Origin of the sequence: Streptomyces sp. NPDC051569 (genome assembly GCF_044454085.1) — a bacterium.
Classification (GTDB): domain Bacteria; phylum Actinomycetota; class Actinomycetes; order Streptomycetales; family Streptomycetaceae; genus Streptomyces.
Genome location: NZ_JBITDJ010000007.1, coordinates 85,250 through 105,578, shown reverse-complemented (window position 1 = coordinate 105,578; position 20,329 = coordinate 85,250). Strand labels below are relative to the sequence as shown.

Sequence of the window (20,329 nt, the reverse complement as noted above, 5' to 3'; positions counted from 1 at the left end):
GCTGGTTCAGAACAGATGAATCGCCAGGTGCCCGAGCGGCAGTCCCAGCTGCCAGGCCGGGGTCCACACGTGCGGCCCCTCCTCCTCGGCCACCGTGACCGGAGCGTCGCACACCGGGCCGAGGGCGTCGAGGTCGGCCGCCAGCAGCTCCGTCTCCTCCAGCCAGCGCCAGGCCGCGCTCGCCAGCGCCAGGTCCGGATCACGGTCTCCCGGTCCCGATTCGAACGCGGCGACCTCCAGCCGGTCGAGCCGGCCGCACACCCAGTCGCGCCAGCCGGTGCCGTACGCGGTGAGCGAGCGCCACTCCTCCATGCGGGCCAGCGCGCGCGGGCCGTCCGCCGAGCCGTCGGAGAGATAGATGGTCAGGGCCAGCGCGTCCCGGCCCGCCTTGTATTCGAGCGTCGTCGGCGGCATCAGATCGCCGGTGCGCAGCAGCTCGTCGGCGATGTACTCGGCGTACAGCCAAGCCATCGGCACCAGCAGGCCGCCACGACCGCCCCCTTCCGCGTATTTCGGACACATCGCGTTCCGCCTTCCTTCCTTTCCCCGAAGTCTGCTTCAGGGAGCATTGAACCGGCGGAGGCCGCCCCGCGTGGCCAGAAGAGCAGGATCGGGTGGCGGAGAGACGAGGATTGTGACGGGTGTGACCGACGGTGACGCGACCCGGGGCGGAGCGGCCGATTCCGGCCGTGGCCGAGGGGGCGGGCGGTCTTCGCGGACCGCTACGACGCGCCCTCGCCGGGCAGGGCCGTCGCCGTGCCGCCGCCGGGGCTCCCCGGCGGCGGCGAGCCGCTGTAGCCGGGCAGGGAGCGGCCCAGCGCCCGCAGGGCGTAGTACGAACGCGACTTGACCGTGCCGGGCGGGATGCCGAGCAGCCGCGCGGTCTCGTCCACGCTCCGTCCCCGGAAGTAGATCTGCGCCAGAACCGCGCGGTGCTCCCGGCTCAGTGCCCGCACCGCCGCCCGTACGTCCAGCGCCGCGACCGTGTTCTCCGTACGGTCCTCCGGGTCGGGGGTGGCGGCGAGGGCCACGTCACTGACCTCCCGGGGGCGCGAGAGCCGGGCCCTGCGGGCGTCGATGGCCAGCCGGCGGCTGACGGTGAACAGCCAGGGGCGCATGGAGTCGAAGGGCGCCTCGAACGCCTCCGGATGCTGCCAGGCCCGTACCAGCGTCTCCTGCAGCAGATCCTCGGCGCCCTGGCGGTCGCCGTAGGTCAGCCCCAGCAGGAAGTTCAGCAGCGCGGGGCCGTGGTCGCGCTGAAGCACCGTCAGTGTCCGCTCGTCGGCTCTGCGCGGTCCCGTCCGCGGGGCCGCCTGTCGCGCCGGGGCCATGGCCGTGGTCATCGTGAACACCCTTCCCGCCGGGAACGCCGCCGCGCGGTGATCGCTGCCGCTGGCCGTATCCGAACGCATGGCGGCGCGCCGCGACAGGCGGTGCGCCGAGCTCTGCGACGAGCGGTCGCTCACTGCGGCGAGTGGTGCGGTGAACGGTCGGACGGAGGGGGTGGTGCGTCGCGGTCTCCCCGCTGGCCTGACTCCCTGACGTCTATTTATATGACTATATGAATCCATTGCGACGGCGGGCGTTGTCCGCCACGGTCCTTCTCCTCGCCACCGCCGCCGCCTGCGCCCCCGGGCCCCCGAAGTCCTCCGCCGACGTCCCCGGCCCGCCTCACCCGGGTGCCGCCTCCCCTGCCGGAGCGGGCGGCGCGGTCTCCCGGCGCGGCTTCACCCTCGTCGCTTCGGGTGACGTCCTGCCGCACGACTCCGTCATCAGCCGGGCGGCCGACGACGCGGGCGGCGAAGGCTACGACTTCCGTCCGATGCTGGCCGGGGTGAAGCCGGTCGTCTCCGGCGCCGACCTGGCGATCTGTCACATGGAGACCGTGTACGGCGAGGAGGGCGGCCCCTACACCGGCTATCCGGCCTTCACGTCCCCGCCCGAGATCGCCCGGGCGCTGCGTGACACCGGCTACGACTCCTGCTCCACCGCCTCGAACCACACCCTGGACGACGGGACGGCCGGCGTACGCAGGACCCTCGGCGCCCTCGACCGGGCGGGCGTCCGGCATACGGGATCGGCCCGCTCGGCCGCCGAGGCCGCGCGCCCCGCCCTGCTGAGGGCGGGCGGCGCCAGGGTCGCCCAGCTGGCCTACACGTACGACACCAACGGCTATCCGCTCCCCGACGGACAGCCCTGGGCGGTCGGCCTCCTCGACGAACGGAAGATCGTCGCGGACGCCCGCGCTGCCCGTAAGGCCGGGGCCGACGTGGTCGTGGTGAGCCTCCACTGGGGTACGGAGTGGGAGACCGCCCCCGACGAGAAGCAGCTGAGCCTCGGCAGGAAACTCACCGCGTCGCGGACGAACGGCCGCCCCGACATCGATCTCATCCTCGGTACGCACGCGCACGTTCCGCAGGCGTACGAGAAGGTCAACGGCACCTGGATCATCTACGGGATGGGCGACCAGATCGCCGGCACGATGGTCAACGACTCGGGTGAGCACGACCCGCGCGGCAATCAGGGGTCGATCGGCCGCTTCACCTTCGCACCGCCCGCCGCCGCCGGGGAGCGCTGGCCGGTGAAGAAGGCGGAGTTCATCCCGCAGCTGATGGACACGGAGGCGGGACGCGTGATCAATCTTCCGGAGGCCGTACGCCGGGAGCCCGACCGGGACGACTACCAGGAGGCCCGGTCGGCGATCAGCGCGGCGGTCCTGGGCCGTGGGGCCGCCGGTGACGGCCTCACGATGGGCCGCTGAAGCGCGCCGCCGTCACCCGGACGCGCCGCCGTCACCCCGACGCGCCGCCGTCGCGATCGCGCCGCCGTCCCATACACGCGCCGCTGCTACGGAACGACCGTCACCGGCCAGCGGCCCGACTTGACCAGCTGTACCGCCACCGAGCCGACGAGCTGATGCCCCATCGACTCCGAGGCGCCGACCACCACCGCGTCCGCCGTCAGTTCGTCGGCCGCGGTGACCAGTCCGCTGTAGGGATCGCCGTGGAAGGTGTGGAACTCCCAGCGGACGTCCCAGATGCCCTTCACCTGCTCCGTGGCGGTACGGATCCCGGCCACCAGGTCGTCGGCGATCTCCTGCGTCGTGCTCGCGATCAGAGCGCCGAGACCGGCGCCCCCCGCCAGGACGGGCTGCACGTAGACGATCGCCAGCAGCGCGTGCTGCCGCCTGGCCAGACCGCCGGCGTACGCGGCCGCGCGCAGCGAGGACGGTGAGCCGTCCACGCCCACGACTATGACCTTGGGGCCGTCGGTACCGCGTTCGAATTGCGTTGGCTGGTGCTCCGTCACGGCAGGCAGGTTATCCGTACCCGCCGACACCCCGGCCGACGGGTACGGCGCTCCCCCCACTCCCGCTGACGGCGACACCGTGGGGCCGGTGGCCGTGACTCAGCCCTTCGGGTGCTTTCCCCCGGACAAAGGGTGTTGCTCAGCGGCCAGGACTGTCCGCCATGCGAGTCATTAGTAATGAAAAAAGATGAAATGATTCCGGGGCGCCGGGCGGTGCTGCGGATCGCCGCCTGCCTCGGCGCGGCGGTCACCACCCGGCTGCTGACCGCCGAACCGGCCGGGACACCCGGGCACGCCGCGCTCGCGTCCCCGGCAGCCGACGGGGGGGCCGCCGCGGCCGGGGCGGCCGGACCGGGGGTCGTGGAGACCCGGTCGAGCGCCCTCCGCACCCCCGCCGCGTACCGGCTCCAGCCCCTCACGGAGGGTGCCCCGCCCGGCTACCGCAGGGCCGCGCCCCCGGTCCGCGAGAAGCCCTTCCTCGAACTGCCCGACCTGGGCCACTCCATGGTGCTCACCTTCGACGACGGTCCCGACCCCCGCTACACCCCGCAGATCCTGCGCACGCTGCGCGAGCACGACGTACGGGCCATGTTCTTCGTGTGCGGCGAGATGGCCGGCTACAACCAGGACCTGGTCAGGGAGATGGCCGGGGACGGCCACATCATCGGCAACCACACCTGGTCGCATCCGCTGATGACGAAGCTCACGCCGTCCGCGATCCGCTCGGAGATCGAGCGGACCAGCGAGATGATCGTCAAAACCACGGGCGCCCCGCCGCTCTGGTTCCGCGCGCCCTACGGCGCCTGGAACAAGCACACCTTCGAGATCGGCGCCGAGTTCGGCATGGAACCGGTCGCCTGGACCGTCGACACCCTCGACTGGGCCACGCCGGGCACCGACAAGGTCGTCCGCGCGGTGCTGGACGGGGCGGGGCCGGGGGTGATCGTCCTGCAGCACGACGCGGGCGGCAACCGCTCGCAGAGTGTGGCGGCGCTGCGGCGCTATCTGCCCACGCTCCTGAGCGACGGCTACCGGATCGCCGTGCCGTACCGGTGAGACGCGCCGGCGGGTGAGCCTCCTACCGGCCGATAGGAGCACCGGCCGGTAGGAGGCACCGGCCGGTAGGAGGCACCGGCCGGTGAGCCGGCCCCGTACAGCAGTCGCCCGGTACGGCAGTCGTCCGGCTGGTCAGTGGGTCCTGACCAGCCGGGCGAAGACGACCACGTTCCCGTCGTAGCCGCCCGCCTTCGAATAGCCGCCGCCGCAGGTGATCACCCGCAGCTCCGCGTGGCCGGTGTCGCCGTACACCCGGGCCCCGGGGAAGTCCTTCTTGGAGAAGACCTCGACCCCGTAGATCTCGAACACGGCGACCCGGCCGTCGTACCGGGCCACCTCGATGTGCTGGCCCTTCTCCAGGGAACCGAGCCCGTAGAAGACGGCGGGCCCCGCCTGGTTGTCGACATGGCCGACCACCACCGAGGTGCCCCGCTGGCCGGGCGCGACGCCGTTCTGGTACCAGCCGGCCAGATTGGGATCCTGCGGCGGCGGCGCCGCGATCCAGCCGTCCTTGTCCAGCCCCACGTCCACGACCGGCGCGTCGACCTTGATCGCGGGGATCCGCACCCGGGACATCGGCGCGTACGGCAGCGGCTTCACGAGGGGGACGGCGGTGGCCAGGGCCGCCGGGTCCGGCCGGCTGACCAGCGCGGCGGCCGAAGCCGGCTGCGGCGGTCCCAGGGGTACGTCCACGCCGTTCCGCATCAGGGCGAGCCCCGAGAGCATGACGAGAGCCAGAACGCCCCAGGGCGAGCGCTTCCTCGACTCCGGGTCGCCGTGGTCCTGGCCCATAGTCATCCCTTCGTCGGCGCCTGCTCGCACGCTAAGCGGGCCGCGCCACGGCGGCGATCACTGGCGGGCGAACGGGTGGCCGCCCCGGCCGCGATGACCCATCCGAGTCAGCGCCACATAAAATTTCTGACGGTCTGTGACCTGCGGATCCGTCAGGTGGGACGGCTTCCTGTCGGCGTGTCGGCTCACCGGGGTGGACCAGCCCCGACATGCGACCCGGGAGACCCCCGGTGAGGGTTCGTCATGAAGGGCGTACTCGTCGAAACTCCCGGAGCACCGCTTTGGGGCGCCTTTCGCTGGAGGTTTTAACGATGCGTGCTTCACGCGCTCTCGCGGTGACCGCGACCGTCTGCGCGGCCCTGGCGCTCTCCACCCCGCTGGCCGGCGCCACCAACGGTCCGAGCAACGTCAATGTCAACCCGTTCGCGGTCCACCAGGGCGGCACGATCCGGATCACCGCCGACGGCTGCGGGCACGGCGGCACCGTCACGTCCAACGCCTTCCCCAAGGCCCAGCTGTCGATCAACCCGTCGGGGCATGTCACCGCCACGGCCCGGATCCACGACAACGCCACACCCGGCCGCTACAACCTGGCCGTCAGGTGCAGCGACAACGACCGCGTGGAGACCCACCAGTTCGAGGTGCTCCCCGGACGCGGCTCGCAGGGCGGTCTCGGCGGGTCCATCGGCCCCAGCTCGACGGAGATGGCCATCGGCGCGGGTCTCGTCGCCACGGCGGCCGTCGGCGGCTCGCTGTTCGTCGCGCGCCGTCGTCGTACGAGCGGCGCGCGGGTCTGACCGGCCTGATCCGAACGAGAGGCCCTGGCCTCCCGGCCGGCGGTGCGCAAGGATCCCGAACGCCCGTCGCCCCGAGTCCGGTGCCAGGACTCGGGGCGACGGGCGTTCCGCCGTGTACGGACGGGTCGGTGTCGCGGCGGTTCAGTGCCGGCGGCTCTCCGCGCGCCGGCGCGCGGCGTGGACGACGCCGGTGGCCGCTGCGACCACCAGCGCCGTACCGGCGACGAGTTCGCCGGTACGCGTCCCGCCGACGCTGCCGCCGAGACCGCCCTGGACACCTCCGGGGGACGCCGAGGGAGGGTCGGCCACCGCGGCCGCCGTGCGGGTCGACGCCGCTGTCGGTGCCACGGCCGGAGTCCTGGCCGGGGTGCGGCTCGGATCCCGGACCGGTGTGGGTGTCGGCCTGCGGGTGGCGCCCGCGACGGTGAGCTCGGTCCTGCCCGACACCCCGTCGCAGGTGAAGGTCACCTCGTACATCGCGCCGGCCTTGGCGTCCCAGTCGACGGTGGCCGCGGCCGTTCCGCCCGAGGGGATGGTGACGGTGTCGAAGACCCCGGAGGAGGCCGTGGCCGGTGTGGCGCACCGGGTGACGGCCAGCGTCACCCGGCCGCCCGCCGCGACGGTGGATGGGGTGACGCTGAATCCGAACGGCGTGACCTTGCCGTCGGCCGAGGCCGTCGCGGTGGGTGCGCCCAGGGCGAGTGCGGCCGCTCCCAGCAGAGCGGCGGACGCGGCACGTATCGCGCGCATGGTCAAATCCTCCGGGTCCCCGAGGAGCAGCCGCGGAACCGGTATCCACGGACGGCGGGAAATGCGCCTCGATGCCGGAAACGCTAGGAGCGCGTTATCACAGCCGCGATCGCTGACGGGCGAATGGGGCACGGGTGTCCCCCGAGCGGCGGACACCCGTGCCCCCTTCAGGAGCGCCTGACAGGACGGCTTGTCACCCCGTCAGGACCCGATGTGCGGGAACAGGTCGAAGAAGGGGCTCGCGGTCGCGGCGATGCCCCGGCCGAAGGGCGCGTCGAAGTCCCAGATGAGGAAGAGCAGGAAGGCGATCAGGACGCTGAAGAGCCCCGCCAGCAGCAATTCGCGGAAGGTGCGCCGGATCTGCAGCACGAAGATCAGCCCCACGGTGACCACGGCGCCGATGATCAGACCGAACCAGACGACCCCGGGCATGGTGTCGCCCGCGTTCTGGCCACGGGCGCCTCGCGCGTCGTCCGCGGCGGCGATCTCGTCCAGCAGCGGCTGGTACTGCTGGCCCTCCAGATCGGTCCGCGGCGCGTACCGGGTGACGTCGCCGCGGAGTTTGTCGAAGAGCTGGGTGCCCTTCGGGCTGAGGGCCTCGTGCTCGGCCATGTGCGGCCATTCGGTGTGCACGACGTACGAGACGTACGTGTCGACGTCGCCCCTGATCCGGTCGCGGACCTCGGCGGGATAGACCTGGACACGCTGTTGCACCTCGTGCAGGGCCTGGGCCTCCTGGCGTACGGTCTCCTGCGCGGCGCTGCGCCCCTCCCAGACGCCGGCGATCGCCAGACCCAGCACGATCGCGTAGATCACGCCGATCATCATCGTCATGTACTCCATGACGTCGGGCGTCTCGGTGGGGTCGTCGTCCTCGCTGACATGGCGGTTGTTGATGATGACGATGGTGAGGACGACCGCGCAGGCGGCGGCCATCGCGATGCTCAGAACGAGCCATTCCGACATGGTGTCTCCGTGGATCAGCGGGAGCGGGGACGCAGCACGGCCACGGCGAGTACGGCAGGGGCCGTGATCAGGAGCATCAGAACGACGGGCGAGGTACCGCCCTTGGGCTGCTTGCGGGTCGCCTTGCGGTAGACCGGCAGGGCCACCGGGGACGGGGCGGGAGTGGCGGACGGCGTCGGTGACGGCCGGGGCGGGCTCGGCTTCGGGGCCGGTTTCGGGGCGGGCGGTGGCGGCGCCGGTACGGGTGGCGGCGGCGTCGGCCGCGGTGGCCGGGGAACCGGCCGCACGGGAGGCGGCGGAGGTGGGGGCTCGGGGGCGACCGTGGGCGTGGGCGTGGGCGTGGGCGTCGGGGGCGGTGGCGGAGGAGGTGGTGGTGGCGGCGGTGGCGGTGGTGGCGGCGGTGTCGGTGACGGGGCGGGGTGGCAGGGCCAAGGCCAGGGCCAGTGGTCGTGACCAGGGCCGTGCCCCTGGCCGTCGCCCGCCACCGCCACCGCCCATACCGAACCGCCGGGCCCGATCGAGACATAGGCGCAGCTGTGGGCCTCGGCAGGGGTGGGCACCGCCGACAGCGAGATGAGTGCGGCGGCTGCCAGCAGCCGTCCTACGAGCGATCCGTACACGGGCAGGAGCTTGTTCCCCATCTGGCGGCCGTACGCCAGAAATCATTCAAATTCCTCCAAATGGGGGGACTTTGCCGTCAAGAGGTTTGCGTGTCCGGCGGGGTTGGGGCAGGGCGCCGGTTGCCCGTCCCGAAAAGTGGCCGGTTGTCGCCCCCTGCGCGAGGAATGCCGTCAAAGTCCTTCGCGGGAGGATTTTCGGCACCGCCGACCACCCGGCGAAATCGGGCGGCGGTGCGTGACGCCCATGGTCAGGGCCTCCGCGTACGGGGTGCGCGGTTTTCCCGATACCGCTTCCGAGGTCTTCCCGTCGGATCGTCAGGCCACCGCGCGCGACAGTGAACCGGCCGCACGTGCCGCTGGCGTGTGACCAAGAACGGACCGTCGATTTCCGTTTGGGCTCGCTCTCTTGGCGGGCGATCAGTAGCCTCTGCTCGAACAACCGGCCGTGTAGCCGGCCGCATCCCTGGCGACTTGTTGGAGACATCGATGGAGCGTCCCGCCTGGGCACCGCACGGCATCGACATATCGGTGCCGAGCGTTTCCCGCATTTACGACTACTATCTGGGCGGATCGCACAATTTCGAGGTGGACCGGGAAGCCGCCCGCAAGGCAATGGAGTTCATGCCGGGTCTCCCCAAGATCATGAAGGCGAACCGCGCGTTCTTGCGGCGCGCCGTGGAATTCGCCCTGTCCGAAGGCATCACCCAGTTCCTCGACATCGGCTCCGGCATTCCGACCTTCGGCAATGTCCATGAAGTCGCCGAGGCCGCCAGCCCCGACGCCCGGGTGGTCTACGTCGACCACGACCCGGTCGCCGTCGCCCACAGCCAGGCCGTCCTCGCGGGTCGCGACAACGCCGTCATCGTGAGCGGCGATCTCCGTAAGCCCGCCGCCATCCTGAACAGCCCCGAGACGACCGGACTGCTGGACCTGGAGCGGCCGGTGGCGCTGCTGCTCGTCGCCGTCCTGCACTTCATGGAGGACGAGGACGAGCCGCACCGCGCGGTGGCCGAGCTGCGTGACGCGCTCGCGCCCGGCAGCCTGCTCGTCCTCACGCACGCCTCGTACGACGGCATCCCGCTCCCGCAGGAGCGGGCGGGCGGCGCGGTCGGCGTCTACAAGAACATCCGCAACCCGCTGGTGATGCGGGGCCGCGAGGAGACCGCCCGTTTCTTCGACGGGTTCGAGCTGGTCGCGCCCGGTCTGGTGACGATGCCCGCATGGCGGCCCGAAGGGCCCGTCGGCCAGGAGGACCCGTACGCCTTCTCGGGCTTCGCTGGAGTGGGACGTAAGCCGTGATGGTGCCGTCGCAGGCAGCGGGCTCGGCGGCGCACCCCGACGGCCTGGAGGACAGACTCCGGCGGTTCGCGACGATCTGGAGCCGGGCGATCTTCCCGTCGTCGGCCACCCCCCTGACGAGACCCGCATTCGAAAAGCAACTCCTTTCACTCGCTCGGGAGTTGAACGAGGCGCTGCACGCGCGTCACTTCGACACCGGGCCCGCGCAACGCGTCGGGGCCGCGCTCGTGGCGGCGCACTGCACCGACCCCGAAGCCCTCGGCCGTACGCTCGGGGTCATCGACTCCTACCTGGTGCTGTACTGCGGCACGGAAGAGCTGCCGGCGGAGGAGATCCGGGCCCGTTGCGCCCGCTCGCAGCACTCCCTCGCGGCGGGGTTCGCCCAGGCCCTGCGGGAGCGGACCCTCTGCGAGCAGGAGGCCATCGCCCGCTCCGCGCTCGCCGCGCGCAGCGACGCCGAGGAGGCGCTGCACGCCACCGAGGTCCGCTTCCGCGCGGTCTTCGAGGGCGCGGCGATCGGCATCGGGATCGCCGACCTCGAAGGCCAGGTGCTGGAGGTCAACGACACCCTCACGCAGATGTTCGGCGGCCTGGAACACCATGTCCGCAGCCGGAACGTGAGCGAGTGGGTCCACCCCGAGGACGTGCCCCAGGTCTGGCGGATGTACGGCGAGCTGGTGCGCGGGGAGCGGGAGCACTTCCGGGTCGAGAAGCCGTTCTACCGCAATGACGGCACCGTGCTCTGGACCAATCTGACGGTCTCCCTGCTCCGGGACGCCGAGGGCCGGCCGCAGTACCAGCTGGCCCTGATGGAGGACACCACGGAGCGCCGGCTGCTCAATCTGCGGCTGCGGTACGAGGCCACGCACGACGCCCTGACCGGACTGCCCAACCGCACACTGTTCTTCGAGCGCCTGGAGAAGACCCTCGCGGCGGGCGACGGCGCACGCTTCGGCCTCTGCTACCTCGATCTCGACGGCTTCAAGGCCATCAACGACAGCCTCGGCCACTCGGCGGGGGACCGGCTGCTGGTCGAGGTCGCGGACCGGCTGCAGAGCTGCGCCACCGCGCCCGGCGAGATGGTGGCCCGGCTCGGCGGCGACGAGTTCGTGGCGCTGACCTCCGGGCCCGACACCGAACGCGACGTGGCCGATCTCGCCTCCCGGATCCTGGGCACGCTGTCCACCCCGATCCGGCTCGACGGCCGGGAGTTCACGGTCCGGGGCAGTATCGGCATCGTGGAGGGCCCGGCCGCCGGCCGGGGCCCGGCGGAGGTGCTGCGCAGCGCGGACATCACCATGTACCGGGCCAAGGCCGCGGGCGGGAACCGTTACGAGCTCGCCGACCCGGAGGCCGACAAGCGCGCCATCACCCGGCACGGACTGACCACGGCGCTGCCCGCCGCCCTGGAGCGCGGTGAGTTCTTCATCGAGTACCAGCCGCTGGTGCATCTCGACGACGGCACGGTGCACGGCGCCGAGGCGCTGGTGCGCTGGTCCCATCCGCAGCACGGCGTCCTCGGCCCCGACCGGTTCATCCCGCTCGCGGAGCACACCGGACTGATCGTGCCGCTGGGCCGCTGGGTGCTGGAGCAGTCCGTACGGCAGGCCCGGTGCTGGCAGGAGCAGCTGCCGCCCGGCGCGCTCGGCGGACCTCTGCGGATCAATGTCAACCTCTCGCCCACGCAGCTCCAGCACCCCGGGCTGGTCGCCGACACGGTGGAGGTGCTGGAGCGGGTCGGCCTCCCGCCGGGCGCGCTCTGCCTGGAGGTCACCGAGTCCGCGCTGATCGGCGCCGACGACGATCTGCTCAAGCCGCTGCGGCAGCTCTCCGAGATGGGCGTGGACATCGCCCTCGACGACTTCGGCACCGGGTACTCGAACCTCGCGAATCTGCGCAGGCTCCCGGTGAACGTGCTCAAGCTGGACCGCTCCTTCACCCAGGGCATGCAGCAGCACCCGGCGGACCCCGTCGATCTGAAGATCGTCGAGGGGATCGTGTCGCTCGCGCACAGCCTGGAGCTGGCCGTGACGGTGGAGGGCGTGGAGACCGGGGCGCAGGCGGAGCAGCTGCGCCGGCTCGGCTGCGACACCGCGCAGGGCTGGTACTACGCCAGGCCCGGGCCGCCGGAGCAGCTGCACACGCTGTCGCTCGCGGACGCCGTATGAGCCGCTGCGCCTCGGCGTGAGCTGACGCCTCGACGTGAACCGGTGACGGGGCCGCACCCGGGCGGTCCGGGTCCGGGCGGCCAGGCGGTGGCCGGGCCCCGGCCCGGGTCGGCAGCGGTGGCTACGCCCCGATCCGGGTGGACAGCAGCGGTGGCTACGCCCCGCTCCGGGTGGACAGCAGCGGTGGCTACGCCCCGATCCGGGTGGACAGCAGCGGTGGCTACGCCCCGCTCCGGGAGGACAGCAGCACCTTCCGCAGCTCGCGGGCGGCGCGCGGCGGGGCGACATCGCTGCGGTGGGCGAGCGCGATGGTACGGCTCAGTCCCGGCCGGGCCAGGGCGGTGACCCGCAGGCCGTCCGCCCGTGCGGCCACCATGCTCGGGACGACCGCCACGCCGAGACCGGCCCGTACGAAACCGAGCACGGCGTCCATCTCGCCGCCCTCCACGGTGAACGACGGCTCGAAGCCCTCGGCCCGGCAGGCGGCCACGGTCAGCTCGCGCAGGTCGTAGCCGTGCCGGAACATCACCAGCGGCTCGTCGCGCAGATCGGCGATCCTGACCGGCTCCGGCGGCGCCGGGCCGGTGGCCGAGGAGACCACCACCAGGTCCTCGTGCAGCAGTTCGACCGTGGTCAGCGCGGGGGACCCGGCCGGCAGGGGCAGCACCACCAGCGCGAGATCCAGCGCCCCGCGCGCCAACGCCCGGACGAGATCGCGGGAACCGTTCTCCTCGATCAGCAGTTCGATCTCCGGGTGCAGATCGTGGAAGGCGCGCAGCACCTCGGGCAGCAGCCCCGTGCACAGGCTCGGCGGCGCCCCCAGCCTGACCCGGCCCCGCCGCAGCTGGACCAGCTCCTGCACCTCCAGCCTGGCGGTCTCGGTGTCGGCGAGTATCCGCCGGGCGAGCGGCAGCAGCGCCTCGCCCGCCTCGGTGAGCGCGACATTGCCGCGGGCGCGGCTGAACAGCTCGGCCCCCAACTCCCTCTCCAGCGCCTTGATCTGCTGGGACAGAGAGGGCTGCGAGACATGGACGCGCTCGGCGGCCCGGGTGAAGTGCCGGGTCTCGGCGACGGCCACGAAGTACAGGAGCTGCTGGAACTGCATGGCGCCATGATAGGTGGGGCCTATGGACATGAGCGGGACCATGTCTTGGACCTACCGACCGCACCGGCCTAGCGTTCCCCGTATGGCTCTGGCAACGCGGACGGACAAGCGGCCGCACAAGCGGCCGTCCTTGATCAGCATCCTCTGGACCTCGACCGTCGGGAAGAAGACGATCATGGCCGTCAGCGGCCTGATCATGCTCGGCTATCTGGTCGCGCACATGTACGGCAACCTCAAGATCTTCTTCGGCCTGACCGCCTTCAACGGCTACGCGCACTGGCTGCGGACCCTGGGTGAGCCCGTCCTGCACGCGGAGTGGGCGCTGTGGATCGTCCGGCTGCTCCTCGTCGCCGCCGTCGTCCTGCACGGCGTCTGCGCGTACCAGCTGAGCCGTCGCGACCGCGCCGCCCGCCCGGTCGCCTACGCCCACCGGCGGCGGCGCGCCAGCTATGCCACCCGCACCATGCGCTGGGGCGGGATCATCCTCGCCCTGTTCATCGTCTGGCACATCCTCGACCTGACGACCGGCACCGTGCACCCGGGCTTCCGCCCCGGCGATCCGTACCAGAACGTCGTGGACACCTTCTCCACCTGGTACGGCAACGCCATCTACCTCGTCGCGATGCTCGCCCTCGGACTCCACGTCCGGCACGGCTTCTGGAGCGCCGCCCAGACCCTCGGCGCGGGCAGTGCCACCCGCGACCGCGTCCTCAGGGCGGCGGCCGATCTGCTGGCGCTGGTGCTGACCGCCGGCTTCATCGCCATACCCGTAGCCGTCATGACCGGACTGGTGAACTGACATGAACGCATCCCCCGACCTCGGCGCGTCCCCCGATTCCGGCGCGTCCCCCGACCTCGCCACGCCCCCCGGCCACGGTGCCTTCAGCGCCTACACCGACGGTGAACCGGTCGCCGACACCAAGGCGCCGGACGGACCCGTCGCCGAGCGCTGGAACCGGCGCCGCTTCGAAGCCCGGCTGGTCAACCCCGCCAACCGCCGCAAGCACACCGTGATCGTCGTCGGTACGGGCCTGGCGGGCGGCGCCGCCGGCGCCACCCTCGCCGAACAGGGCTACCGCGTCGTCCAGTTCTGCTACCAGGACTCCCCGCGCCGCGCCCACTCCATCGCCGCCCAGGGCGGCATCAACGCCGCCAAGAACTACCGCAACGACGGCGACTCCATCCAGCGGCTCTTCTACGACACCGTCAAGGGCGGCGACTTCCGGGCCCGCGAGTCCAACGTCCACCGGCTCGCCGAGGTCTCGGTCGAGATCATCGACCAGTGCGTCGCCCAGGGCGTGCCCTTCGCCCGTGAGTACGGCGGCCTCCTCGACACCCGCTCCTTCGGCGGCGTCCAGGTCTCCCGTACGTTCTACGCGCGCGGACAGACCGGTCAGCAACTCCTCCTCGGCGCCTACCAGGCGCTGTCGCGGCAGATCGCGGCGGGCACCGTCGAGATGCACCCGCGTACCGAGATGCTCGACCTGATCGTCGTCGACGGCCGGGCCCGCGGCATCGTCGCCCGCGACCTGATCACCGGCAAGGTGACCACGTACTTCGCCGACGCGGTCGTCCTCGCCTCCGGCGGCTACGGCAATGTCTTCCACCTCTCCACCAACGCCAAGAACAGCAACGCGACCGCCGTCTGGCGGGCCCACCGTCGCGGCGCCTACTTCGCCAACCCCTGCTTCACCCAGATCCACCCCACCTGCATCCCGCGCTCCGGCGAGCACCAGTCGAAGCTCACCCTGATGAGTGAGTCGCTGCGCAACGACGGCCGCATCTGGGTGCCGAAGGCACCCGGCGACCAGCGGCCACCCGCCGAGATCCCCCAGGACGAGCGCGACTACTACCTGGAGCGGATCTACCCGTCCTTCGGCAACCTCGTTCCGCGTGACATCGCGTCACGGGCCGCGAAGAACGTCTGCGACGAGGGACGCGGGGTCGGCCCCGGCGGACAGGGCGTCTACCTCGACTTCGCCGACGCCATCGCCCGGCTCGGCCGCACGGCGGTCGAGGAGAAGTACGGCAACCTCTTCGAGATGTACGAGCGGATCACGGCGGAGGACCCGTACGAGGTCCCGATGCGCATCTACCCGGCGATCCACTACACGATGGGCGGCCTCTGGGTCGACTACGACCTCCAGACCACCCTCCCCGGCCTGTTCGCGGTCGGCGAGGCCAACTTCTCCGACCACGGCGCCAACCGGCTCGGCGCGTCCGCGCTCATGCAGGGCCTGGCCGACGGCTACTTCGTCCTTCCGGCCACCCTCGCCGACTACCTGGCACGCAACCCGCACCACGACGAGATCGACGAGGCGCATCCGGCGGTCGCGGAAGCCGTGGCCGATACCGAGGACCGGCTGCGGCTGCTGCTCGCCGTCGACGGTGACCGTACGCCCGACTCCTTCCACAAGGAGATCGGCGAACTGCTCTGGGAACACTGCGGGATGGCCAGGACGGAGGAGGGCCTGCGCGAGGCGCTCGACCGGATCCCGCGGATCCGGGACGAATTCTGGCGGCGCGTCAAGGTGCCGGGCACCGGCGAGCAGCTCAACCAGTCGCTGGAGAAGGCCAATCGCATCGTCGACTACCTGGAGCTGGCCGAGCTGATGTGCCTCGACGCGCTGCACCGCGCCGAGTCGTGCGGCGGCCACTTCCGCGAGGAGTCACAGACCGGGGGCGGTGAGGCGGAGCGCCGCGACGAGGAGTTCTCCTACGCCGCCGCCTGGGAGTTCACCGGCACCGGCGCCGCGCCCGTCCTGCACAAGGAAGACCTCGTCTTCGAGTACGTCCATCCCACCCAGCGGAGCTACGCATGAGGCTCACCCTGCGCGTCTGGCGCCAGGCCGGCGCCGACGCCCCCGGCGCCATGGTCACCTACCCCGTCGACGGGATCTCCGAGGACATGTCGTTCCTGGAGATGCTCGACACCCTCAACGAAGAACTCATCCTCCAGGGCGACGAGCCCGTCGCCTTCGACCACGACTGCCGCGAGGGCATCTGCGGCGCCTGCGGCGTCGTCATCAACGGCGACGCCCACGGCCCGGAACGCACCACCACCTGCCAGCTCCACATGCGGCACTTCCAGGACGGCGACACCATCGACGTCGAGCCGTGGCGGGCCGGTGCCTTCCCGGTGGTCAAGGACCTGGTCGTGGACCGTTCGGCCTTCGACCGGATCATCGGCTCCGGCGGCTACATCACCGCCCCCACGGGCGCGGCCCCCGAGGCCCACGCCACCCCGGTCCCCAAGCCCGACGCCGACTTCGCCTTCGAGCACGCCGAGTGCATCGGCTGCGGCGCCTGCGTGGCGGCCTGCCCCAACGGCTCGGCGATGCTCTTCACCTCGGCCAAGGTCAACCACCTCAACGTCCTGCCGCAGGGCGCGCCCGAGCGCGAGACCCGGGTCCTCGACATGGTCGCGGCGATGGACGAGGAGGGCTTCGGCGGCTGCACCCTCGCGGGCGAGTGCGCGACCGCCTGCCCGAAGGGGATTCCGCTGATGTCGATCACGGCCATGAACAAGGAGTGGCTGCGCGCGGCCCGCAAGGCCCCGCGCTGAGACACGGGCCCGTGCGGTGAGTTCGAGCGGTGCCGCAGGGCCCTCAGTGCGCGGACCGGGTGGGCAGAGCGCGATCGGTGACGCTCATCGCGACCAGGGTGAGGCTGACGCCGATCATGATCCAGGCGATGAGATGGACGCCGTGGTCGGTGACATGGCTGCGGAAGACGATTCCGGTGATGGCGGAGGACGCGATGGAGCCGGCGTAAGCGAAGGTGCGCAGCAGCCCGGATGCCGTGCCGAGTTGCTCGGCCGGCGCCTGGGCGTAGAGGGCGGTCTGGTTGCCTGCTCCTGCGGCCCCCATCGCGACGCCGAGGACGATCGTGATGACGACGATCCAGCCGATCCAGGCCGAAGCGTTGAGCAGGAGTACGCCGGCGGAGGCGACCAGGCAGGTCAGGGCCGCGGTGATGACGGGACCGCGGATCAGGTTGCGGCGTGAGATCGGGTAGATCACCACGCCGGAGACCAGGGTCATGGGCAGCAGGAGCAGGCCGGCTTCGGTCTCGGACACGCCGCGGACGGTCTCGACCCAGGGGGTGATGCCGTAGAGCACGACGTAGACACACAGCAGCACCAGCCCGTAGCGCACGTACGTCCTGGTCAGGGCGCGGTTGCCGGCGAGTAGACGCATATCGAGGAACGGGCTGCGGGCGCGCAACTCCCAGGCCACGAGCGCGATCCACAGCACGATCGAGAGGCCCAGTACGTACCAGCGCGCGGTGGGCAGGCCGAACAGGAACAACAGCAGCGCGACCATGGCGGCGGTGAAGCCCCCGATCCCGGTCACGTCGAGGTCGGAGGCGATGGCGCGGGCGCCGCGGGAACGGGTTGGCGGGCCGTCCGGCGGGACCCAGGCCACCGTCGCGACCAGCGCGATCACCGCGACGGGAACGTTGACGAAGAACACCGAGCGCCAGCCGAGCGTGCCGACCAGGACACCCCCCAGAGGCAGCCCGAGGGAGGCGGTGGCGATACCGGCGATCTGCAGCCCGCCCAGCACCCCGCCCGGCGGCTGATCCAGGCCGGCGTCGCGGGCGCGGCGGCGGATGAGCAGCATCGCCGTCGGGTAGGCGCAGGACGTTCCGATACCCAGCAGGACACGGCTGATCAGCAAGGTGATCAGGTCTTGGGCGAGGCCGCCGACGAGGCCGCCGACGGCGACGAGCACGATCCCGGCCAGGAACACCCGCCGGGGACCGAACACTTCGGCGGCCTTGCCCGCGGTTGGCTGGGCGACCGCGCTGGCCAGGTACAGCGCGGTGACCAGCGCGGCGGTCTGCCCGATCGGCACGCCCAGCCCGCGCGCGATCGGCACCAAGGCGGTGGCGATCAGGGAGCTGTTGATCGGGTTGAGCGCCGAACCGATGAACAGCGGTGCGGTGAAGGTGTACGGGAAGGGCCGGCCGCTCCGGCGCGCGCCGTCCGGGGGCGGCTGCGGGGGAGTGGCCGGGGGGCCGGGGGCGGACATCACCTGCTCCCGTCGGTCCCGGGTCCGCCCGGCGTACCCGAGGCCCCGTCCGGCGGGGCCAGCGCGCGGCCGAGGTAGGGCGCCGTGCGGCTGCCCGCCGCCCGGGCCACCTCGGCCGGCGGTCCCTGCGCGACGACGCGGCCGCCCTCGTCGCCGCCCGCTGGGCCCAGGTCGATCACCCAGTCCGCGCCCGCCACCACGGTCATGTCGTGCTCGACGACCACCACCGAGTGGCCCGCGTCGACCAGGCCGTGCAACTGCCGCAGCAGGACCTCGACATCGGCCGGATGCAGTCCCGCCGTCGGCTCGTCCAGCACGTACAGCGTGTGGGCGCGGTGGGTGCGCTGCAGCTCCGTGGCCAGCTTGATGCGCTGGGCCTCGCCGCCCGACAGCTCGGTGGCGGGCTGGCCCAGCCGCAGATAACCGAGGCCGACGTCCAGCAGGGCGCGCAGCCCGCGCGCGGCGGCGGGCGTACCGGCGAAGAAGTCCGCGGCGGCCTCCACCGTCAGGTCGAGGACGTCGGCGACGGTCCGTTCCCGGTAGGTGATGCCGAGGGTCTCGGGGTTGTAGCGGGCGCCGTGGCAGTCCGGGCAGGGCGCGTACGTAGTGGGCAGGAAGAGCAGTTCGACGGAGACGAAGCCCTCCCCCTGGCAGGTCTCGCACCGGCCGCCCGGCACATTGAACGAGAACCGGCCCGCGCGGTAGCCCCGGCGCCGCGCCTCGGGGGTCTGCGCGAACAGGCCGCGCACCACGTCGAACAGGCCGGTGTACGTGGCGGGATTGGACCGGGGCGTACGGCCGATCGGTTTCTGATCCACCGTCACCAGGCGCCCCACGCCCGGTAGTTCCTCACCGATCTCGCCGATCAGGGTGGACTTCCCCGACCCCGAGACGCCGGTGACCGCGGTGAACACGCCGAGCGGCAGCTCCACCTCCACCGCCCGCAGATTGTGCCGGGTGACCGGCCCGAGCCGCAGCCGTCCCGACGGCTCGCGCACCGTCCGGCGCACCGCCGGGGCCGCGCCGAAGAGAAAGCGGCGGGTCGCCGACCCCGCGACGTCGGCGAGGCCGGCCGGGGGACCGCTGTACAGCACCCGCCCACCGTGCTCACCGGCGTCGGGACCGACATCGACGAGCCAGTCGGCGTGGCGCACGACATCCAGATGGTGCTCCACCACGAAGACCGAATTGCCGGCCGCTTTGAGCCGGTCGAGCACCACCAGCAGCGCTTCGGTGTCCGCCGGATGCAGACCGGCCGACGGTTCGTCGAGCACGTACACCACGCCGAAGAGCCCCGAGCGCAGCTGGGTGGCGAGCCGCAGCCGCTGCAGTTCGCCGTTGGAGAGCGTCGGTGTGGCGCGGTCGAGGCTGAGATAGCCGAGCCCCAGTTCGGTCACGGTGGCGATCCTCGCCCGCAGGTCATCGGTGAGGACGCGGGCGGTCCCGGAGCCCCCCGCCGCCAGCAGCCGCGTCAGCTCGGTCAGCGGGAGGGCGACCAGGTCGGCGATCGTCCGGCCCGCGAAGGTCACCGCCAGCGCCTCGGGCCGCAGCCTGCGCCCGCCGCAGACCGGACAGGGCAGCGCCCGCAGGAACCGCTCGGCCTTGGCGCGCAGCGCCGTGCTCTTCGAGTCCGCGAAGGTACGGAGCACATAGCGCCGGGCGCTCATGTACGTGCCCTGGTAAGGCCGCTGGATCCGGCCCGCCTCCCGTACCGGCTCCACCGTGACGACCGGCTGCTCGTCGGTGAACAGGATCCACTCCCGGTCCTCGGGATCCAGCTCCCGCCACGGCCGGTCGATGTCGTACCCCAGCGCGCCCAGCACATCGCGGAGGTTCTTGCCCTGCCAGGCGCCGGGCCAGGCGGCGATCGCGCCGTCCCGGACGGTCAGGGACGGGTCCGGGACGAGCAGCTCCTCGTCGGTGCGGTGGACACGGCCCAGCCCGTGGCACTCGGGGCAGGCGCCGACCGCCGTGTTGGGCGAGAAGGAGTCGGAGTCGAGCCGCGCGGCGCCCGCCGGATAGTCGCCGGCCCGGGAGAACAGCATCCGCAGCGAATTGGAGAGCGTGGTGACCGTACCGACGGAGGACCGTGAGCCGGGCGCCGACCTGCGCTGTTCGAGGGAGACGGCGGGCGGCAGACCGGTGATCTCGCCGACCTTCGGCGCGCCCACCTGGTGGATCAGGCGCCGGGCGTACGGAGCGACCGACTCGAAGTAGCGGCGCTGTGCCTCGGCGTAGACCGTACCGAAGGCCAGGGAGGACTTGCCGGACCCCGAGACGCCGGTGAAGACGGCGATCGCGTCGCGCGGGACGTCGACGTCGACGTTCCGGAGATTGTGCTCCTGGGCGCCCCGGACGCGTACGTACGGGTCGTGGGGGCTCGGCATGGCGACTCCGTGGATACGTTTCGGCCGGCGGAAAGCGGGACGAA

18 protein-coding genes are annotated in these 20,329 nt (G+C 72.0%); 8 read left to right on the top strand and 10 right to left on the bottom strand.

Annotation, left to right across the window (positions count from 1 at the left end; translation table 11 throughout):
• Positions 1-6: 6 nt before the first annotated feature.
• Positions 7-522, bottom strand: coding sequence for a hypothetical protein (locus ACIBAE_RS14050; RefSeq protein ID WP_399284844.1), 516 nt, complete (start codon positions 520-522; stop codon positions 7-9).
• A gap of 200 nt (positions 523-722) precedes the next feature.
• Positions 723-1,343, bottom strand: a complete 621-nt coding sequence (locus ACIBAE_RS14045; RefSeq protein WP_399284842.1) for a sigma-70 family RNA polymerase sigma factor — start codon at positions 1,341-1,343, stop codon at positions 723-725.
• A 218-nt stretch (positions 1,344-1,561) separates the two neighbouring features.
• Here ACIBAE_RS14045 and ACIBAE_RS14040 point away from each other — a divergent pair, with 218 nt between their 5' ends.
• Complete coding sequence (locus ACIBAE_RS14040) at positions 1,562-2,761, top strand: CapA family protein (RefSeq protein WP_399284840.1); 1,200 nt, start codon at positions 1,562-1,564, stop codon at positions 2,759-2,761.
• An 86-nt stretch (positions 2,762-2,847) separates the two neighbouring features.
• Here ACIBAE_RS14040 and ACIBAE_RS14035 read toward each other — a convergent pair whose 3' ends face one another.
• The gene (locus tag ACIBAE_RS14035) at positions 2,848-3,309 is read right to left on the bottom strand and encodes a universal stress protein (RefSeq protein WP_399284838.1); all 462 of its coding nucleotides are present in this window, start codon (positions 3,307-3,309) and stop codon (positions 2,848-2,850) included.
• Between the two features lie 177 nt (positions 3,310-3,486).
• Here ACIBAE_RS14035 and ACIBAE_RS14030 point away from each other — a divergent pair, with 177 nt between their 5' ends.
• A complete protein-coding gene (locus ACIBAE_RS14030; RefSeq protein WP_399284836.1) occupies positions 3,487-4,365 on the top strand; it encodes a polysaccharide deacetylase family protein in 879 nt (292 codons plus the stop codon).
• A gap of 132 nt (positions 4,366-4,497) precedes the next feature.
• Here the strand turns inward: ACIBAE_RS14030 and ACIBAE_RS14025 are convergent, their stop codons facing one another.
• On the bottom strand, positions 4,498-5,157 hold the full coding sequence (locus ACIBAE_RS14025) for a class F sortase (protein WP_399284834.1): 660 nt from the start codon (positions 5,155-5,157) through the stop codon (positions 4,498-4,500).
• A gap of 311 nt (positions 5,158-5,468) precedes the next feature.
• On the opposite strand from ACIBAE_RS14025, the gene ACIBAE_RS14020 reads away from it, so the two are divergent.
• Positions 5,469-5,954 (top strand): hypothetical protein, encoded by a 486-nt coding sequence (locus tag ACIBAE_RS14020; RefSeq protein ID WP_399284832.1) that lies wholly within the window; start codon positions 5,469-5,471, stop codon positions 5,952-5,954.
• A 141-nt stretch (positions 5,955-6,095) separates the two neighbouring features.
• Here the strand turns inward: ACIBAE_RS14020 and ACIBAE_RS14015 are convergent, their stop codons facing one another.
• From ACIBAE_RS14015 to ACIBAE_RS14005, 3 genes are all read right to left on the bottom strand, one after another.
• Entirely contained in the window at positions 6,096-6,704 is a 609-nt protein-coding gene (locus ACIBAE_RS14015; RefSeq protein WP_399284831.1) for a hypothetical protein, read from the bottom strand.
• A gap of 201 nt (positions 6,705-6,905) precedes the next feature.
• A complete protein-coding gene (locus ACIBAE_RS14010; protein ID WP_399284829.1) occupies positions 6,906-7,670 on the bottom strand; it encodes a hypothetical protein in 765 nt (254 codons plus the stop codon).
• A gap of 14 nt (positions 7,671-7,684) precedes the next feature.
• Positions 7,685-7,816 carry a hypothetical protein gene (locus ACIBAE_RS14005; protein ID WP_399284827.1) on the bottom strand — a complete coding sequence of 44 codons (132 nt, stop codon included), beginning with the start codon at positions 7,814-7,816 and terminating at the stop codon, positions 7,685-7,687.
• A gap of 960 nt (positions 7,817-8,776) precedes the next feature.
• On the opposite strand from ACIBAE_RS14005, the gene ACIBAE_RS14000 reads away from it, so the two are divergent.
• Positions 8,777-9,589 carry an SAM-dependent methyltransferase gene (locus ACIBAE_RS14000; protein ID WP_399284825.1) on the top strand — a complete coding sequence of 271 codons (813 nt, stop codon included), beginning with the start codon at positions 8,777-8,779 and terminating at the stop codon, positions 9,587-9,589.
• Entirely contained in the window at positions 9,589-11,757 is a 2,169-nt protein-coding gene (locus tag ACIBAE_RS13995) for a putative bifunctional diguanylate cyclase/phosphodiesterase (protein WP_399284823.1), read from the top strand. The genes ACIBAE_RS14000 and ACIBAE_RS13995 overlap by 1 nt, the downstream gene beginning before the upstream one ends.
• A gap of 220 nt (positions 11,758-11,977) precedes the next feature.
• On the opposite strand, the gene ACIBAE_RS13990 is transcribed toward ACIBAE_RS13995, so the two are convergent.
• Entirely contained in the window at positions 11,978-12,862 is an 885-nt protein-coding gene (locus tag ACIBAE_RS13990) for a LysR family transcriptional regulator (protein ID WP_399284821.1), read from the bottom strand.
• An 82-nt stretch (positions 12,863-12,944) separates the two neighbouring features.
• Here ACIBAE_RS13990 and ACIBAE_RS13985 point away from each other — a divergent pair, with 82 nt between their 5' ends.
• Genes ACIBAE_RS13985 through ACIBAE_RS13975 form a run of 3 tightly spaced genes read left to right on the top strand, consistent with a single transcriptional unit; the run spans position 12,945 to position 16,427 of the window.
• Positions 12,945-13,661: a succinate dehydrogenase cytochrome b subunit gene (locus ACIBAE_RS13985; RefSeq protein ID WP_399284820.1), complete on the top strand. Its 717-nt coding sequence runs from the start codon at positions 12,945-12,947 to the stop codon at positions 13,659-13,661.
• Between the two features lies 1 nt (position 13,662).
• Positions 13,663-15,684, top strand: a complete 2,022-nt coding sequence (locus ACIBAE_RS13980; protein ID WP_399284818.1) for a fumarate reductase/succinate dehydrogenase flavoprotein subunit — start codon at positions 13,663-13,665, stop codon at positions 15,682-15,684.
• Positions 15,681-16,427 (top strand): succinate dehydrogenase/fumarate reductase iron-sulfur subunit, encoded by a 747-nt coding sequence (locus ACIBAE_RS13975; protein WP_399284816.1) that lies wholly within the window; start codon positions 15,681-15,683, stop codon positions 16,425-16,427. Before ACIBAE_RS13980 ends, ACIBAE_RS13975 begins: the two co-directional genes overlap by 4 nt.
• A gap of 43 nt (positions 16,428-16,470) precedes the next feature.
• On the opposite strand, the gene ACIBAE_RS13970 is transcribed toward ACIBAE_RS13975, so the two are convergent.
• Positions 16,471-17,898 carry an MFS transporter gene (locus tag ACIBAE_RS13970; protein ID WP_399284814.1) on the bottom strand — a complete coding sequence of 476 codons (1,428 nt, stop codon included), beginning with the start codon at positions 17,896-17,898 and terminating at the stop codon, positions 16,471-16,473.
• Positions 17,898-20,285 (bottom strand): ATP-binding cassette domain-containing protein, encoded by a 2,388-nt coding sequence (locus ACIBAE_RS13965; RefSeq protein WP_399284812.1) that lies wholly within the window; start codon positions 20,283-20,285, stop codon positions 17,898-17,900. The genes ACIBAE_RS13970 and ACIBAE_RS13965 overlap by 1 nt, the downstream gene beginning before the upstream one ends.
• Positions 20,286-20,329: the final 44 nt, after the last annotated feature.

What these genes read in the sequence shown, in the direction of transcription:
- ACIBAE_RS14000 (WP_399284825.1), top strand. Translation starts at nt 8,777, where the DNA reads ATGGAGCGTCCCGCCTGGGCACCGCACGGCATCGACATATCGGTGCCG.
- ACIBAE_RS13995 (WP_399284823.1), top strand. Translation starts at nt 9,589, where the DNA reads ATGGTGCCGTCGCAGGCAGCGGGCTCGGCGGCGCACCCCGACGGCCTG.
- ACIBAE_RS14010 (WP_399284829.1), bottom strand. Translation starts at nt 7,670, where the DNA reads ATGTCGGAATGGCTCGTTCTGAGCATCGCGATGGCCGCCGCCTGCGCG.
- ACIBAE_RS13975 (WP_399284816.1), top strand. Translation starts at nt 15,681, where the DNA reads ATGAGGCTCACCCTGCGCGTCTGGCGCCAGGCCGGCGCCGACGCCCCC.
- ACIBAE_RS14025 (WP_399284834.1), bottom strand. Translation starts at nt 5,157, where the DNA reads ATGGGCCAGGACCACGGCGACCCGGAGTCGAGGAAGCGCTCGCCCTGG.
- ACIBAE_RS14015 (WP_399284831.1), bottom strand. Translation starts at nt 6,704, where the DNA reads ATGCGCGCGATACGTGCCGCGTCCGCCGCTCTGCTGGGAGCGGCCGCA.
- ACIBAE_RS14045 (WP_399284842.1), bottom strand. Translation starts at nt 1,343, where the DNA reads ATGACCACGGCCATGGCCCCGGCGCGACAGGCGGCCCCGCGGACGGGA.
- ACIBAE_RS14030 (WP_399284836.1), top strand. Translation starts at nt 3,487, where the DNA reads ATGAAAAAAGATGAAATGATTCCGGGGCGCCGGGCGGTGCTGCGGATC.
- ACIBAE_RS14040 (WP_399284840.1), top strand. Translation starts at nt 1,562, where the DNA reads ATGAATCCATTGCGACGGCGGGCGTTGTCCGCCACGGTCCTTCTCCTC.
- ACIBAE_RS13980 (WP_399284818.1), top strand. Translation starts at nt 13,663, where the DNA reads ATGAACGCATCCCCCGACCTCGGCGCGTCCCCCGATTCCGGCGCGTCC.
- ACIBAE_RS13965 (WP_399284812.1), bottom strand. Translation starts at nt 20,285, where the DNA reads ATGCCGAGCCCCCACGACCCGTACGTACGCGTCCGGGGCGCCCAGGAG.
- ACIBAE_RS14020 (WP_399284832.1), top strand. Translation starts at nt 5,469, where the DNA reads ATGCGTGCTTCACGCGCTCTCGCGGTGACCGCGACCGTCTGCGCGGCC.
- ACIBAE_RS13990 (WP_399284821.1), bottom strand. Translation starts at nt 12,862, where the DNA reads ATGCAGTTCCAGCAGCTCCTGTACTTCGTGGCCGTCGCCGAGACCCGG.
- ACIBAE_RS13970 (WP_399284814.1), bottom strand. Translation starts at nt 17,898, where the DNA reads ATGTCCGCCCCCGGCCCCCCGGCCACTCCCCCGCAGCCGCCCCCGGAC.
- ACIBAE_RS13985 (WP_399284820.1), top strand. Translation starts at nt 12,945, where the DNA reads ATGGCTCTGGCAACGCGGACGGACAAGCGGCCGCACAAGCGGCCGTCC.
- ACIBAE_RS14050 (WP_399284844.1), bottom strand. Translation starts at nt 522, where the DNA reads ATGTGTCCGAAATACGCGGAAGGGGGCGGTCGTGGCGGCCTGCTGGTG.